This window comes from Methylicorpusculum oleiharenae, assembly GCF_009828925.2.
GTDB classification, from domain to species: Bacteria; Pseudomonadota; Gammaproteobacteria; order Methylococcales; family Methylomonadaceae; genus Methylicorpusculum; species Methylicorpusculum oleiharenae.
The window spans coordinates 4,252,541-4,269,026 of the sequence record NZ_WUTY02000001.1 but is presented as its reverse complement, the minus strand read 5'-3'; the positions used below and the strand labels follow the sequence as shown (position 1 = coordinate 4,269,026).

11 protein-coding genes are annotated in these 16,486 nt (G+C 46.9%); all 11 read left to right on the top strand.

Going from position 1 to position 16,486, the window contains the following annotated elements; all coding sequences use genetic code 11:
- The first annotated feature begins 8 nt into the window (after positions 1 to 8).
- The 11 genes from tssM (at position 9) to tssH (ending at position 16,402) form a co-directional block, all read left to right on the top strand.
- Positions 9 to 3,575 carry a type VI secretion system membrane subunit TssM gene (gene tssM, locus GO003_RS19165; protein WP_159653905.1) on the top strand — a complete coding sequence of 1,189 codons (3,567 nt, stop codon included), beginning with the start codon at positions 9 to 11 and terminating at the stop codon, positions 3,573 to 3,575.
- Positions 3,576 to 3,583: 8 nt separating this feature from the next.
- Entirely contained in the window at positions 3,584 to 5,161 is a 1,578-nt protein-coding gene (gene tagF, locus GO003_RS19160; protein WP_159653903.1) for a type VI secretion system-associated protein TagF, read from the top strand.
- A 66-nt stretch (positions 5,162 to 5,227) separates the two neighbouring features.
- Positions 5,228 to 6,283: a type VI secretion system protein TssA gene (gene tssA / locus GO003_RS19155; RefSeq protein ID WP_159653901.1), complete on the top strand. Its 1,056-nt coding sequence runs from the start codon at positions 5,228 to 5,230 to the stop codon at positions 6,281 to 6,283.
- A 401-nt stretch (positions 6,284 to 6,684) separates the two neighbouring features.
- Positions 6,685 to 7,203, top strand: a complete 519-nt coding sequence (tssB, locus tag GO003_RS19150; protein WP_159653899.1) for a type VI secretion system contractile sheath small subunit — start codon at positions 6,685 to 6,687, stop codon at positions 7,201 to 7,203.
- 3 nt (positions 7,204 to 7,206) lie between these two features.
- Positions 7,207 to 8,703, top strand: a complete 1,497-nt coding sequence (gene tssC, locus GO003_RS19145) for a type VI secretion system contractile sheath large subunit (protein WP_159653897.1) — start codon at positions 7,207 to 7,209, stop codon at positions 8,701 to 8,703.
- Positions 8,704 to 8,802: 99 nt separating this feature from the next.
- A complete protein-coding gene (locus tag GO003_RS19140) occupies positions 8,803 to 9,366 on the top strand; it encodes an Hcp family type VI secretion system effector (RefSeq protein ID WP_231089089.1) in 564 nt (187 codons plus the stop codon).
- Between the two features lie 118 nt (positions 9,367 to 9,484).
- Complete coding sequence (locus GO003_RS19135; RefSeq protein WP_159653895.1) at positions 9,485 to 10,285, top strand: type VI secretion system accessory protein TagJ; 801 nt, start codon at positions 9,485 to 9,487, stop codon at positions 10,283 to 10,285.
- Positions 10,286 to 10,288: 3 nt separating this feature from the next.
- Positions 10,289 to 10,789, top strand: a complete 501-nt coding sequence (tssE, locus tag GO003_RS19130) for a type VI secretion system baseplate subunit TssE (RefSeq protein WP_159653893.1) — start codon at positions 10,289 to 10,291, stop codon at positions 10,787 to 10,789.
- A 3-nt stretch (positions 10,790 to 10,792) separates the two neighbouring features.
- Complete coding sequence (tssF, locus tag GO003_RS19125) at positions 10,793 to 12,673, top strand: type VI secretion system baseplate subunit TssF (protein WP_159653891.1); 1,881 nt, start codon at positions 10,793 to 10,795, stop codon at positions 12,671 to 12,673.
- Positions 12,637 to 13,656, top strand: coding sequence for a type VI secretion system baseplate subunit TssG (gene tssG / locus GO003_RS19120; RefSeq protein ID WP_159653889.1), 1,020 nt, complete (start codon positions 12,637 to 12,639; stop codon positions 13,654 to 13,656). The genes tssF and tssG overlap by 37 nt, the downstream gene beginning before the upstream one ends.
- 28 nt (positions 13,657 to 13,684) lie before the next feature.
- A complete protein-coding gene (gene tssH / locus GO003_RS19115; RefSeq protein ID WP_159653887.1) occupies positions 13,685 to 16,402 on the top strand; it encodes a type VI secretion system ATPase TssH in 2,718 nt (905 codons plus the stop codon).
- The last annotated feature ends 84 nt before the right edge of the window (positions 16,403 to 16,486 follow it).

Below are 16,486 nucleotides of genomic sequence, written 5' to 3'. Positions count from 1 at the left end.
GGATAAGTGTGAAAAAAATCATCGATTTCTTCAAGAAACAGTGGGTTATTCAATTATTAGGCATCATTGCAATTGCGCTTTTACTGTGGTTTTTTGGACCGCTTATTGCGATAGCGGGTCATACGCCGCTGGAGTCGGAAGTGTCCAGGCTCATCGCGCTGTTAATTGTGTTTGTGGTTTGGGGACTGAATAATTTAAGGATTCAGATTAAAGCCAACCGTGCCAATAACAAAATGGTCAATGACCTGGCCGGATCAGGATCAGCGGCGGATGCGGTTACCGATCAAACCGAGACAGAATCAAAGGAAGAAATCGGCGTTATCAGCCAAAATTTTGATGAGGCGCTTAACACCTTAAAACAGATTAAAACCAAAACAGGCCAGGGCCGCCAGTATTTATATGAGTTGCCCTGGTACATTATCATCGGCCCCCCGGGTTCAGGTAAAACGACCGCTTTGATTAATTCGGGGCTTGAATTCCCTCTAGCCGATAAATTCGGTAAAAATGCAATTCGAGGCGTAGGCGGCACGCGCAACTGTGATTGGTGGTTTACCGATCAGGCCGTCATGCTGGATACCGCCGGACGCTATACGACCCAAGACAGCCATGAAGCGGTCGATAAGGCCGCTTGGCTGGGTTTTTTAAATCTGCTCAAAAAACACCGGCCCCGCCGCCCTGTCAACGGTGTTCTGATTACCATGAGTTTGTCGGATTTGATCAAGCAAACCGAAGAAGAACGTCTGCAGCATGCACAAGCAATCCGGCAGAGAATACAGGAATTGCATGAACACTTCGGTATCCGTTTTCCGATTTACATGCTGTTTACCAAATGCGATTTGGTTGCAGGATTCAATGATTTTTTTGCTGACTTGGGCAAGGAAGAAAGAGCTCAAGTGTGGGGCGTTACTTTTCCGGAGGAAGATCAGAATAATCCGTCCGACGTCATTTCCAGGGTGGGTGATGATTTCGATGCCTTGTTGAAGCGCCTGAATGAACGGCTGCCGAAAAGACTTCAGCAAGAACGGGATCTGCAAAGACGGCATCTTATCTTCGGTTTTCCGCAACGCATGGCTTTGTTAAAAGGCAATCTGCTTGAATTTCTGAAAGAATGTTATGGTGCCAACCGTTACCAGCAAGCGCCGTTTCTCCGGGGTATCTATTTAACCAGCGGCACGCAGGAAGGCACGCCTATTGATCGGTTGATGGGCATATTGGCGAGTACTTTCAAGCTCGATCGTTTTTCTGTGCCAATGTTTAGCGGGAAAGGTAAAAGTTATTTTATTAACCGCCTGCTGAAAGAAGTCATATTTGAAGAGGCGCTGATTGCCGGCTTAAATCAACGGGTCGAGCGCTATCAGGCTCTATTGCGGCAAGCCGCCTATGGTTCGGCGTTAGCGCTGACACTGGTAATGGTCGCTTTATGGACGACCAGCTATACCCGCAACCAATCGGCGCTTTCCGATCTGGACGATAAAATTCAACAATTTGAGAAGACCGCCGCCAGTTATCCGATTCAAACCGATTTTTCTGCCTTATTGCAGCGGATGAATGCGATGCAGCAGGTTGCTCAGGTTTACCCGGAAGATACCCCCTGGTCCATGCGCTTCGGTCTTTATCAGGGCAGCAAACTGCAACCGGTTATCAACGAAACCTACGACCAAGTGTTGCTCAAGCAATTTTTACCCTTGATAAAAGAGAGACTTGAACAGCGGATTACCGGCGAGGAAGCCAAAAGTCCGGATATATTGTACGAGCTATTGAAAATTTATTTGATGCTGGGTGAACCGGAGAGACTGGATTCCAGATTGGTGCGGCCCTGGATTGCTGTTGATTGGGAAAAAAATTATTCCGATGAAGTTCAGGTCAAGCTGCTGGAACATCTGGATAATCTGCTGAAACTGAAAATCGAACCTCAGCCGCTTGACCCGCGCCTGGTGGCCTCAACCCGACAAATTCTAAATAGGGTGCCGGTTGCTCAACAAGTCTATTTACGCATCAAAAGCGAAGCGTTGCAGGATAAGAGCCGCGATTATAAGGTGCTTGATGCCTTGGGTCCTAATGCGACGCGGGTGTTTAGGCTGGCTAATGGCCGCCTGGAAGAACAGGTTATCCCTTACTTGTTTACGCATGACGGTTTCTATCAGGTTTTTTTAAAACAAAACCAGCAGCTTGCCAAGGAAACCGTCGATCAGAACTGGATCTTGGGTGATGCTGCCAAAGTCAGCGCGCCGGATCCCGATCGTCTTCAGCAGGATGTCCAGGGGTATTATGATAAAGACTTTATTCAATATTGGGATGATTTTCTGCAGAATATAAAGATCAACAATATCAGTTCTATCCAGCAATCAATAGAAGTGCTTGAATTTGCTTCTGCACCCGATTCCCCCATTCGTCTGCTGCTGCTGGCGCTGGATAACGAAACGTCGCTGACTCGTAAACCACCCAGTCCTTTAGCTGCATTGACTGCAGTCAAAGAGGGTGCGGAACAGGCTGTAGATGCACGGACGCAAAAACTCTTGAAGACTGTTAAATCGGAAGATGCTGGAAATCTTCCCTCAGATCCCCCTGGAACTGCAGTTGAAAAATATTTTCAACCTTTGACATCGTTAGTCAGAAACGTTGGCGGAGCAGGCGCCCCGTTGGATCAGACCATCAATTTACTCGTACAGTTGTATGGCTTTATGATCGATTTGGGAAGTACCTCCGATAGCGGCGGGGCGGCTATCAAAATTGCCGCGCAACGCAGCGAAGGGGGCGGAAGCGGTGATGTGATGACGCGCATGAAGATGGAGTCAGCCCGGTTGCCTGAGCCGCTAAAAAGCATGACTCAAACCTTATCCAGCGGCAATCTGAACATTATCATGGGTTCCAGTAAGGCTCAGCTCAATAAGCTTTGGCAGAGCGAAGTGTTGCCGCTTTATAAATCGGGATTGGAAGGTCGTTATCCCTTCTCCAAACGCAGCAGCCGGGATACTGCATTGCAAGACTTTAGCCGTTTTTTTGCACCGAATGGGATTTTGGACCAGTTTTTCAATACTCATCTCAAGGCTTTTGTTGACACTAGTGGCAGAACCTGGAAGTTGATTGCTCAAAATAATCAATCTATCGGTATAGCGCCCGGTGTCCTGATTCAGTTTCAATATGCCAATAAGATTCGCGAGGTTTTCTTTCAAGGCGGAAGCCAGATGCCTTTGGTCAAGTTTAATCTGAAACCGGTTTCGTTAGATGCCAACGCATCCAGATTCTGGTTGAACCTGGAAGGTCAGCAATCGGAATACCGGCATGGGCCTACCCGAAGCACTCAGTTACAGTGGCCCGGAACCGACGGAAGCGGGTCCGTGCGATTCGGTTTCGATACCTTGGACGGCAAACAAGTCAGCCGGGCAGAGGAGGGGCCTTGGGCCTGGTTTAGAGTGCTCGATAAAGCCGGAATACAAATTACCGCCCAGGATAAATTTTTACTGACATTTGATATCGATGGACTGCAAGCCGGTTATGAATTAAGCGCAACCAGTGTCGATAATCCTTTTGCACTGAGAGAATTGCAAAACTTTCAATTTCCGTTAAGTCTGTGACGGCCTTTATGCATTCGGAACCCGGGTTTTACGGAAAATTACCCATGTTGGGTGATTTTATTTCGCGCCGTTTACCGCGTGATTTTTTGAACCCTTGGGACAATTGGCTACAAAGCTCAATTTCTGCCAGCCGGGAAGAGTTGGGTAATAACTGGTTAAACAACTATATCAGCTCCCCCATTTGGCGATTCGTATTAAGCCCGGGTGTTTGCGGTCAATCTGCCTGGGCCGGAATTTTGATGCCCAGCGTCGATAAAGTCGGACGTTATTTTCCGCTCACGGTCGCAGCCCGGATAGTGAAGGAGGGTTATCTGCCTAACTTGTTCTGTTCATCATCCAATTGGTTTGAACATCTGGAAGCTGCAGCACTTAGCGGTCTGGAGGACAGCCTGGATACAGAGGAGTTCGATCGTCTGGTTCAAAACCTTCCTACCGTTCCGGAATTCAAAGCCATTCAAGCTGGCGCAACTCAAGAGACTCAGGATCATTCCGGAAAAAATGCGTTTTATGTGACGCTGGACCGCCCTGACCAGATGCCTGAAGCCTTTGCCGGTCTGAGTGAAGTGCTATTGGATCAGTCCATGCGGGGCTTTAGTTTATGGAGTACTTCAGGTTCTGACGAGCAGCCTGCTGCCTTACTGGTTTGCGAGGGTATGCCTCCTCTTTCTGCGTTTTCAGGTTTGTTGACCGGGGACGTTGGGGAACGCGGATGGAATATCCAAAAAATGCGTGTGCATTCGAATCAGGATCAATGCCTGCAATTGCCAGGCAATGAACGTTTACAAACGGGGTCATCCCTCAACGTCTCCGAATCAGAACAGGATACGGTGCCGGGGTTTATCCACAACAACGAGTCGCCGGTCATCCTCTGTTCGGGCTGGGCGTCCTGGTCGATAACCGATATCGGTAAGCGTCGAAAGTTTAATGAAGATGCCATTCTTGACCGGCCGGACGCACGATTATGGGTGGTTGCTGACGGTATGGGCGGTCATACAGCTGGCGATGTGGCCAGTCAAATGATCGTAGATACGTTACAAAAAATCCCACCCGAAGCCTCTTTGGACGCTTATGTTGAAAGTGTTCGCAGCAGCCTGTTAAATGTAAATGTCGCGTTACGAGACTATGCGGTTAGTCATTATAAAGATCGGATTGTCGGCAGTACCGTTCTGGTTTTAATTGGCGATCTAAATCGCTGTGCCTTTTTATGGGCGGGTGATAGCCGACTGTACCGGTTAAGAAATAACAAACTGGTGCAACTGACACGAGATCATTGTTACAACGACGATAACTTATCGCCGGGTTCGGTTTCATTATCAGGATGGGGCGTCAAACAGTCTAATGTTATTACTCGAGCCGTAGGTGCAGACGATGAGTTGGATCTTGACTGTGAAACAACGGATGTCTTTCCCGGCGATACGTTTTTATTAAGCAGTGACGGATTGGATAAAGAACTTAGCAGGGAAGAGATTGAGTCTATACTCGTCACTTACAGCAGAAAGGACAGTGTGAAAGCATTAATGGACCTTACCTTGGAACGGGGTGCACGCGATAACGTCAGCTTGATTTTAGTTAATTTTAATCACTGAATCTTGAAATAACAGGCAGCCGTAGTTTTTTACATTACAGCAATAATTTTAAAAGGAGTCACTTCATTGAGTATCGATATTGAAAAATATTTGCAGGATGTGGATCCGGATGATGTTTGTGGTGACGATCTTGAATATGATCCGGACTTTATAGCGCTGGAAAAGGATATTAAAGGTAAACCCGAACAGCAAATCGGCGATACCTTGGTAGAAGCTGAGCCACCTAATTGGCGAGAGATTAAAAAAAGTTCAGAAGCCTTGCTTGAGCGTACAAGAGATTTGCGGGTTCTGATTTACTATCTTCGTTCGCTGATCGCTGTCGAGGGTGTTTCGGGATTTCATGCCGGACTTAAGCTGATCGAAGCCTTAGTCCAGCAGCGATGGGATAGTCTCTATCCGCGACTGGATCCCGACGATGACAACGATCCGACCGAGCGCGTCAATATCCTGATGTCATTATGCGATCAGGAAACTATTTTGAGGCCATTACAGAGTGTGCCTTTAGTTGAGTCCAAAGCCATTGGGCGGTTCACACTTAGAGATGTACTGATTGCAACTGAAAAACTGACTGTTTCAAAAATTGAAAACGCCGTTAGTTTGTCAACCATTGAGGCGGCTGTTCAAGACGCCGATAGCGAAGTGCTTCAACAAAAAAAAGCTTCGATTACACAGAGTCTTGACAGCCTGAACAGCCTGGAAAAATTTGTCACTCAATCAGTGGGGATCAGTAATGCTCCAAATTTTGACGAGTTGAGACATCTGTTAAAAGATATCAACGGTGTTATGTCAAATTGGCTGGACACACTGGGTGTTAATGATTCGGTTGATTCTGATACTCCGGAAGAAAGTGAGAGTGATTCCGGCGATAAACCGAAACAACAGGCCGCGCAAAAATCCATTTCAGGCGCCATCAATAATAATCAGGATGTCATCAACACCCTCAAATTGATTTGCGACTATTACAAAAAAAACGAACCGTCCAGTCCGGTGCCGATCTTTTTGGAACGAGCGTTGCGGCTGGTGGGGAAAAGTTTTATGGATGCGCTCAAGGATATTGCGCCTGACGGGATGAGTCAGGCTAATTTAATCAGAGGCGTAAGCGACGAAGAAGAGGATGAATAAAAGATTTGAGGTGAGAGCCAGCCCGCTTTGAGTTGAGGGCGTAGGTGCTTGATTTCAAAGGACGCGTGAATACGACCCTGTAACTCTCTGCAACATCCCTGTTGCAGAAGCCTTTTCAATCAAGCACCTAATTCTACTTTGTCAGATTAGAAGAAAGACCGTCATACCCGCTGGGAAGCGGGTATCCAGTGCCATGTATGGCGAGCTTCGAACCATCCATGGAGCCTGGATTCGCTGCGCGGTCTGACGGCTCCGGCAATCCATGCCGGAATGACGACCTTCGGTCATGTGAAACCTGAAATCTTACAAAGTAGAACTAAACCCAACATAATTGGAGGGGTGAGCAGAGATGATTTGAGTTAGCAACCACTGTGTATATTTTTTAATTGGGGAGATAGTCAATGGCTGAAAGTAGTCAAAAATTTATTGCACGTAACCGTGCGCCCAGAGTTCAGATTGAATACGATGTTGAACTTTATGGTGCAGAGAAAAAAGTTCAGTTGCCTTTTGTGATGGGAGTTCTGGCTGATCTTTCCGGAAAACCGGCTGATCCGCTGGCTCCGGTCGCAGATCGAAAAATGCTTGAAATCGACGTCGACAACTTTGATGACAGACTGAAAGCAATGAAACCAAGAGTGGCTTTTACTGTGCCGAATACCTTGACCGGGGAAGGCAATCTGAATGTAGATATTACATTCGACAGCATGGACGATTTTTCACCTGCAGCCGTTGCAAGAAAAGTGGATGGGCTCAACAAATTGCTGGAAGCGAGAACACAACTGGCGAATCTGGTGACTTACATGGACGGAAAGGGTGGGGCAGAAGAATTAATTGCCAAAGTCATTAACGATCCGGCACTTTTGCAATCGCTCACCGCAGCACCCAAACCGACTGATAAAACTGTCGAAGGGGGAGAATAAGCCATGGCAGAAACAGAAAAAGTTACAGAAGCGCAGGTCACTGAACAAGTCGGCGAAGTCAGCGATTTTTCATCGTTATTGAATAAGGAATTTAAACCCAAGTCGGACAGAGCCAAGCAAGAAGTTGAAAATGCGGTTCAAACGCTGGCTGAATTCGTTTTAAAAGATACGTCGCTGGTGTCGGATGATGCCATTCAATCGATCCAATCCATTATTGCTCAAATTGACAAGAAGCTCACCGATCAAGTCAATTTGATACTTCATCACGCCGATTATCAGAAGTTGGAAGGCACTTGGCGTGGGCTTCATTACATGGTGAACAACACCGAAACGGATGAAATGCTAAAAATCCGGGTTATGAATATTTCCAAGAATGAGTTGGGCAAGACGCTTAAAAAATTCAAGGGAACGTCTTGGGATCAAAGTCCTTTGTTTAAAAAGCTTTATGAAGAGGAGTTTGGTCAATTTGGCGGCGAACCGTTCGGTTGTTTGATGGGCGATTATTATTTTGACCATTCGCCGCAAGACGTGGACATGTTAGGGCAAATCGCGCAAATCTCGGCGGCATCCCATGCACCTTTCATAACCGGCGTGGCACCTTCAACGTTACAAATGGATTCTTGGGGCGAGCTTGCCAATCCAAGGGATTTAACCAAAATCTTTTCTACTCCGGATTATGCCGCCTGGCGTTCATTGCGTGACTCTGATGATTCGAAATATCTGGGTTTGGCAATGCCGCGTTTTCTGTCCCGTTTACCCTATGGCGCCAAAACCGATCCTGTTGAAGACTTTGATTTCGAAGAAGATACCGAAGCTGCCAACAGCAATAACTACACCTGGTCAAATGCCGCTTATGCCATGGCGACCAACATCAATCGCTCATTTAAACTCTACGGCTGGTGTTCAAGAATTCGCGGTATAGAATCCGGCGGTGCTGTAGAAGGGTTACCCGTGCATACGTTTCCGACGGATGACGGTGGCGTCGATATGAAGTGCCCAACCGAAATTGCAATCAGTGACCGCCGCGAAGCCGAGTTGGCTAAATCCGGATTTATGCCGTTGATACACAAAAAGAATTCCGATTTTGCCGCCTTTATCGGGGCGCAATCGCTGCATAAACCGGCTGAATACGATGATCCCGATGCAACGGCCAATGCCAACCTGGCGGCGAGACTGCCTTATTTGTTCGCCACATGCCGTTTTGCTCATTACCTTAAATGTATCGTGCGAGACAAAATCGGTTCATTCAAAGAACGTGACGATATGGAAAGATGGCTGAATAGCTGGATCAGTAACTATGTGTTAACAAATCCAGGATTAGCGACGGAAGAAGATAAAGCCGTTCGTCCTCTGTCCGCCGCCGAAGTAGTGGTTGAAGAAGTTGAGGGTAATCCCGGCTACTATGCTTCAAAGTTTTATTTAAGGCCGCATTATCAGCTGGAAGGCTTAACCGTTTCTTTGCGATTAACCTCCAAACTACCTTCACAAAAAGGAGGCTAAATTTTTGATTAACTGTTTTTTTATAAAAGGCATAATCAGGGAATGTCTTTTGGTTAGGGCAGCCTGAATGTAAAAGGATAAAGACAACATTTAGGTGAAATGGGTAAATACCTACCAGGGTTTATCCGAAACAATGATTTTCAGACGTATTATTTTGAGGAGATAAAAAAGATGATTCTATTAAAATTTGAACCGGAACTAAAAGGTGATTCAAAAACGGCCAAGCATGAAGGCTGGATAACCCTGGATTCATTACAATGGGGCGTAGGGAGGGCAATTAGTACTAGCGGCGCCGGTATTGATAGAGATACCAGCAATCCTTCTTTTTCTGAGATTACTGTCACCAAAAGCATGGACATAGCTTCCGCCCAATTAATGCAGGAAGCGGCATGCGGTAAATCGCTCACCAAAGCGACGTTTCATTTTATTCAGACGGGTGGCAAAGATGCTGAAGGCCAGGAGTACCTCGAAATTATTCTGGAAAATCCCATCATAAGCAGCTACAGCTTGAGCAGTGGAGGCGACAGACCGAGTGAATCGTTCAGCATTAACTATATTGGTATAACAATGCAGTATAACCAATTCGAAAAAGGCGGTACCCCTAAAAAAGGTGAAGCAAAAGGTTGGGATTTAAGTGTTAACAAGGTAAAAAATAAAATCTGATGGTGTCCGGTTTTTCCTGAGTTAGCAGGTTAAAGGATACTTTAATTCTTATTAATGGGCGGTTTAGGCCGCCCACTTTTTATAGTGATATGGATTTAAACAAGCCGGGGATAGCGTCATGTTGAACAGTGAACAAGCCTTAAAAGACGGCAATCTTGACCAAGCGTTGGCTGATATTCAACAATCTGTGAGAAAAGATCCAGCTAACGTCAAGTATAGAATTTACCTCTTTCAGCTTTTGTCGATTCTGGGTCAATGGGAACGTGCCTTAACCCAGCTCAATGTGCTGGCTGACATGGATGCGGCAACGTTGGCGATGGTGCAAACGTATCGTGAAGCATTACGGTGCGAAGTGTTGCGTAAAGACGTTTTCGCAGGCTTGAAAACGCCACTGATTTTTGGTGAACCTCAACAGTGGATGGCCCTGTTACTTCAAGCACTAAAATTGACGGCACAACAAAAATTCCAGGAAGCAAAAAATTTGCGCGAGCACGCTTTTGACAGTGCGCCTGCAACAGCCGGTTCTATTAACGGCGAAAGCTTTGACTGGTTGGCCGATGCCGATGTTCGTATAGGTCCCATGCTGGAAACCATTATTAATGGACAGTATTATTGGGTGCCTTTTCAGCATATCAAAGCCCTTCAAATAGAAGCACCCGAAGATCTGCGAGACCTGGTCTGGTCGCCCGTACAACTAATTTGGCAAAATGGTGGTGAAACGGTTGGATTAATACCGACACGTTATGTCAATTCAGAAATGCACCCGGACGCCGCTATAAAACTGGCCAGAAAGACTGAATGGCAAGAGCCTGATGAAGGTTTTTTTACCGGACAGGGACAGCGGTTACTGAGCACCAACAACAACGACTATGCCTTGATGGATGTCCGTGAAATCAGCTTTTCCGACACTGATAATTGAGTCATGGCCGAGTTAACCCAAAAAGAACGTCTGCAACCGTCGTTACTTGACAGGTTGACTGATGATGAGCCGAATTCTCAGGTTGAATCCAGAGATAAGCGGGTTTTGTCGATGAATAAATTGAGACAGTCGGTACTGAGGGACGTTTCCTGGTTATTAAATGCGGATTCATTCGAGTCGGTTACTGATTTAACCGATTATCCCGAAGTGGCTCAGTCGGTTATCAATTTCGGCATAAAACATTTGGCCGGCACTTCCGTGGTAGGCGCCAATCTGTCTGATATAGAAAGAAAACTCAAACAAGCGATCACCGTCTTTGAGCCGCGTATTTTGCCTCATAGTTTAACGGTCAGGGTTTTCGCGTCGGACATGATGAATCAGCAAGCCATCAGTTTTGATATTGAGGCCAATTTATGGGCGCAACCACTGCCGATTCATCTTTATTTACGGACAGAAATTAATATGCTGACCGGTGATGTGAATTTACGCGATATGGGTAGCTGAGCCATGGACCCAAGATTGTTGAAATATTACAACACAGAATTACACCATTTACGTGAAATGGGCGGGGAGTTTGCAACTGAATTTCCCAAAATTGCAGCACGATTAGGCATGGACAGCTTTGAATGTGCAGATCCTTATGTTGAAAGATTACTGGAAGGTTTTGCATTTTTGGCCGCCCGGGTTCAACTGAAGCTTGACGCCGAGTTTCCCCGATTTACCCAGCATTTGCTGGAAATGATTTACCCCAATTATCTTGAACCTACGCCATCAATGACCGTCGTTCAATTCCAGCCGGATTTGGCGGAAGGCTCATTGAATGAAGGTTTCACTATTGAAAGAGGCACCGCTTTACGCAGTCAGACGGGAAAAGGAGAACAGACCCCTTGTGAATACCGGACCGCGCATGAAGTCAGACTATGGCCCTTGCAAATTACGCAGGCTGAATATTTACCTAATCTTGGCGCCGTTTCAAATCTGGGTGTTCCAAGCTTAAAAGGCGTTAAAGCTGCGATTCGGATTCGTCTGAAAACGTCGGCAGGCTTAAAGTTCAATGAGCTTGCCTTAGATTCCCTGCCGGTTTTTTTAAGAGGTCATGGTGAGTTGCCCATGCAACTGTATGAGCAATTAATCGGCGACTCATTAGCCGTTTGCATGCAATCGACTGAAAAACCTTATACATGGCAGCATCTGGTAAAGGAAAATGCCATCAGCAGGCTTGGATTTTCCGATGATGAGGCCTTACTAAACTATTCTCCCCGATCTTTTCAGGGGTACCGTTTACTACAGGAATACTTTGCCTTTCCGGAACGGTTTATGTTTACCGGGTTTAACGGATTAGCTGAAGCCGTAAAACAATGTGATGCTCAGGAAATGGACTTGATTGTCCTGCTTAAACGCAGTCATGCAAAACTGATCAGTGCCGTTGATAGTTCGCAATTTGCCTTGTTTTGCACCCCCGCAATTAACTTGTTTCCCAAACACGCCGACCCTATCCATATCGATCAGAAGTTATCCGAGTTTCATGTCATTCCTGATCGATCCAGACCTATGGATTTTGAGGTGTGCCAGATTAAGGAAGTTATCGGAACCGGGGAGGGTGATGCTACAGAAAAACTGGAATTTCAGCCTTTTTATCAATACAGCGATGAGCGTAATCATGACAGCATGCCTGCCTATTATTCTTTGTATCGCCAGCAACGTGTGGCTTCGTCAAAACAAAAACGCCAGGGCCCGAGATCCAGCTATATAGGCAATGAAATTTTTATTGCTTTGGTCGATGGGCAAGCGACACCTTACAGTAAAGACCTGAAGCAATTATCGATAAAGACCCTGTGTAGCAACCGTGATTTGCCCTTGCAAATGCCTTTGGGTGGTGGAAAAACAGATTTCACCATGCAAAAAGGTGCGCCGGTAAACAGTATCCGTTGCCTTTCAGGACCCACTAAACCTCGGGCATCCAATGCTTATAGCAATGCCAACTGGAGTTTGATCAATCATTTGTCATTGAATTATTTAAGCCTGATCGATAGGAACGCCAAAGAAGGCGCGACCGCATTGAGGAGTTTATTAAGGCTATACAGTGAATATAACGTTGCGGCCATTACCAATCAGATTGAGGGATTGTCATCGATTCAGGCGACTACCATCGTTAGGCGTATTAACACAGCCGGGCCCATTGTTTTTGGCCGTGGTCTGGAAATAACCCTTAATTTTGATGAATCTGCTTTTGAAGGCAGTGGCGTATTCTTGATGGGGGCTGTGCTGGAAAACTTTCTGGCACGGTATGTTTCCATCAACTCTTTTACTGAAACCGTGGTTCAAACTGCGGATCGTGGAGAAATAATCAGATGGCCGGCGAGAATGGGTCGAAGAAAAATGATTTAGCAGAAGGTTTGCTCAAGGAGCCCTACAAGTATGGTTTTTTTCATGCTCTTCGGCTGATTGAATGTAGTCATGACGATAAGCCTTTAATTGGACAAGCCAATCGGCCGATAGACGAAGCTGTAAGATTAGGTCAAGAAGTATCCATGGCATTTGAGTCGTCGACACTGAGTCAATTTATTCCGGCGCACGATGGCAAACCGGCCCGATTGAGCCAGCGTTTTTTGGGTTTGTTTGGTCCCAATGGGGCCATGCCTTTGCACCTGACTGAATACGTACGAAGCAGGGAGCATAACTTTCACGATCATACGCTGGCCCGGTTTTCTGACATTTTTCATCACCGGATGATCAGTTTGTTTTATCGGGCAAAAGCCAATACCGAACCGGCTTTCAGTTTCGATCGGCCAAAACAGGATCGCTTTGCCGGCTATTTGGGGGCATTATCCGGTATCGGTGATGAGGCCCTTCAAAACCGCGACGCCATGCCGGATTTGGCCAAGTTTCATTACATTGGCTTGTTATCCAACCAGGCTAAAAATGCGGATGGGCTCATATCCATCCTGGCCGATTATTTTAAACTGCCGGTAAAACTGGATGAGTTTATCGGCGAATGGTTGACGATTGAAGAAGAAGATTTAACACGACTGGGGGAGTCACCCAAAACCGGTAGTTTGGGGCTGTCGGTGGTGCTGGGTTCACTCGTCTGGAGTTGTCAGCATAAATTCAGGATCTTATTCGGACCCTTGATGCTGAATGAATACCTCAGTTTGTTGCCTGCAGGTAAACGGCTGGAAATTTTGATTGCGATTGTCCGCAATTACACCGGTTTTGACTTTAATTGGGATGTCAATCTGATATTAAGAAAAGATCAAGTACCTATGACGCGTCTTGATGGAAATTCGAGCCTCGGCTGGACAAGCTGGTTGGGACCGCGTCAATCTGAAGCCGATGCAGATGATTTGCGGTTGAACCCGTTGCAAATTTAAGCAAATTATAATGAAGCTGGAGTGAATTATGAGTGAAATAAGCCGTGTCGCATTATTCGGTAAACTGAACGCCGTGTGTTACAAATCCATAGAAGGAGCGACCGTATTCTGTAAAATGCGCGGCAATCCCTATGTCGAACTCGCTCACTGGTTACACCAGATACTCCAGTTGCAAGACTCGGACCTTCATAAAATCATTCGTCAATTTAATATTGACCCATCAAAACTTGCCAGAGACTTTACCGAGTCGCTGGACCGGCTCCCAAGAGGGGCGACGTCTATTTCCGATTTGTCGACGCATGTTGAAGAGGCCGTGGAACGGGGATGGGTCTATGGCACTTTGATGTTCGGCGAATCGCAGGTCCGTTCCGGTCATCTGATCGTCGGAATTCTGAAAACCAAAGGTTTGACGCATGCCCTGCAAGCTATTTCCAAAGAGTTCGATAAAATTAAGCCCGATCTTTTAACCGAGCGATTTGCCGAAATCGTCAGCGGTTCACCGGAAGAAGGTTTACGCAGCAGTGACGGTTTTCAGGTTGGCGGCGGCGCGGTTCCCGGAGAAGCCAGCGGTGCGATGTCGCCTGCTCAAATGGGGAAACAGGAAGCGCTTAAACAATTCACCGTCGATTTAACGGAACAGGCGCGACAGGGCAAAATGGACCCTATCGTGGGTCGAGATGAAGAAATAAGGCAGGTGATCGATATTTTAATGCGCCGCCGTCAAAACAATCCCATTCTGACCGGTGAGGCCGGTGTAGGTAAAACGGCCGTTGTCGAAGGTTTTGCACAGAAAATTGTTGCAGGAGATGTTCCGCCCTCTTTGCAGGACGTCACCCTGCGGACGCTGGATGTCGGATTGCTGCAGGCCGGAGCCAGTATGAAAGGTGAGTTTGAAAACCGCCTGCGTCAGGTGATTGAAGAAGTTCAATCGTCCGAAAAGCCCATCATTTTGTTTATTGATGAGGCCCATACGCTGGTCGGAGCGGGCGGTGCGGCCGGAACCGGCGATGCAGCCAATCTGTTGAAACCGGCTTTAGCCCGCGGTACGCTGAGAACGGTTGCGGCAACAACGTGGGCCGAATACAAAAAACACATCGAAAAAGACCCGGCCTTGACCCGGCGTTTCCAGGTTGTGCAAGTGCATGAGCCCAGCGAGGAAAAAGCCATTCTGATGATGCGCGGAGTTGCTTCGGTAATGGAAAAACACCATAAAGTGCAAGTGTTGGATGAAGCTTTGGAAGCCTCGGTCAGATTATCGCATCGGTATATTCCTGCCCGGCAATTGCCTGATAAATCCGTCAGTTTGCTCGATACGGCTTCCGCTCGAGTCGCTATCAGTCAACATGCCGTTCCTGCAGAAGTGGATGACTGCCGCAAACGAATCAATGCACTGAATACCGAGCTGGAAATTATTGCTCGTGAAAAAGCCGTAGGCATTGATATTAAAGACCGTGAAACCTTGGCCTCAGAACACCTGGCTAGCGAAACTGAGCGATTGACGGTTTTGGAGCAACGCTGGAGCACCGAGCGTGATTTAGTCAAAAATATTCTTGATATCCGCTCACAACTGCGGGCATTAACAGGCAAAGTAGAAGGCACAGAAAGCGAACTAGAAAAAGCCGCCGATGACGCAGCAGGTACAACCGCCGACCCTGTTTCCCGTGAACAATTGCTGGCAGAACTCAAAGCCTTGCAAGCCAAATTACACGAGCTTCAAGGTGAATCGCCGCTTATTTTGCCCAGTGTCGATGCGCAGGCTGTGGCTTCTGTCGTCGGCGATTGGACGGGCATACCCGTTGGGCGTATGGTCAAGAATGAAATTGAAACCATCATTCATTTAGCCGACAACATCGAGCAACGCATTATCGGCCAACGTCACGCGCTGGAGATGATCGCCAAACGGATACAAACCTCACGTGCCGGTTTGGATAATCCGAATAAACCGATCGGTGTTTTCATGTTGGCTGGCACATCGGGCGTAGGTAAAACCGAAACGGCCCTGGCTCTTGCGGAAACGCTGTACGGCGGCGAGCAAAATGTCATCACCATCAATATGAGCGAATACCAGGAAGCGCATACCGTATCCACCTTAAAAGGCGCGCCTCCCGGATACGTAGGTTACGGCGAAGGCGGGGTCCTCACCGAAGCGGTCAGACGCAGACCCTATTCCGTAGTATTATTGGACGAAGTTGAAAAAGCGCACCCTGATGTGCATGAAATCTTCTTCCAGGTTTTTGATAAAGGCTGGATGGAAGACGGAGAAGGGCGGGTCATTGATTTCAAGAACACGCTGATTCTGTTGACCACCAATGCAGGCACCGAATTGATCAGTAATCTTTGCAAAGACCCTGATTTAATGCCCGAACCCGAAGGCATTGCTAAAGCTTTGCGCGAACCCTTGTTAAAAGTATTCCCGCCCGCTTTGTTAGGCCGATTAGTGGTTATTCCTTATTATCCGCTCAGCGACGAAATGATTGCCGCCATAACCCGTTTGCAATTGGCTCGCATCAAAAAACGTATTGCAGAAAGTCATAAAGTTCCGTTTACCTATGAAGAAGAAGTTATCAAGCTAATTGCCAGTCGCTGCACGGAACTGGAAAGCGGTGGACGGATGATTGACTCTATTTTAACCAATACCCTGTTACCCAGCATCAGCGCCGAGTTTTTAACCCGGATGATGGAAGGTAAGTCGATTGACCGGGTACATGTCGGAGTGGCGGATGGCGAGTTTGTCTATGAGTTTTGAATGAGCACAATAATTTGAATTTATACAGGTAGTCCATAAGGCACCCGTTAAGAAATTAAAATAACCAGATTTCGTTGATTTTCA

Excerpts from the sequence above, each read along its gene's own strand:
- tagF (WP_159653903.1), top strand. The coding sequence starts at position 3,584 with ATGCATTCGGAACCCGGGTTTTACGGAAAATTACCCATGTTGGGTGAT.
- tssB (WP_159653899.1), top strand. The coding sequence starts at position 6,685 with ATGGCTGAAAGTAGTCAAAAATTTATTGCACGTAACCGTGCGCCCAGA.
- tssC (WP_159653897.1), top strand. The coding sequence starts at position 7,207 with ATGGCAGAAACAGAAAAAGTTACAGAAGCGCAGGTCACTGAACAAGTC.
- GO003_RS19140 (WP_231089089.1), top strand. The coding sequence starts at position 8,803 with ATGGGTAAATACCTACCAGGGTTTATCCGAAACAATGATTTTCAGACG.
- GO003_RS19135 (WP_159653895.1), top strand. The coding sequence starts at position 9,485 with ATGTTGAACAGTGAACAAGCCTTAAAAGACGGCAATCTTGACCAAGCG.
- tssE (WP_159653893.1), top strand. The coding sequence starts at position 10,289 with ATGGCCGAGTTAACCCAAAAAGAACGTCTGCAACCGTCGTTACTTGAC.
- tssF (WP_159653891.1), top strand. The coding sequence starts at position 10,793 with ATGGACCCAAGATTGTTGAAATATTACAACACAGAATTACACCATTTA.
- tssG (WP_159653889.1), top strand. The coding sequence starts at position 12,637 with ATGGCCGGCGAGAATGGGTCGAAGAAAAATGATTTAGCAGAAGGTTTG.
- tssH (WP_159653887.1), top strand. The coding sequence starts at position 13,685 with ATGAGTGAAATAAGCCGTGTCGCATTATTCGGTAAACTGAACGCCGTG.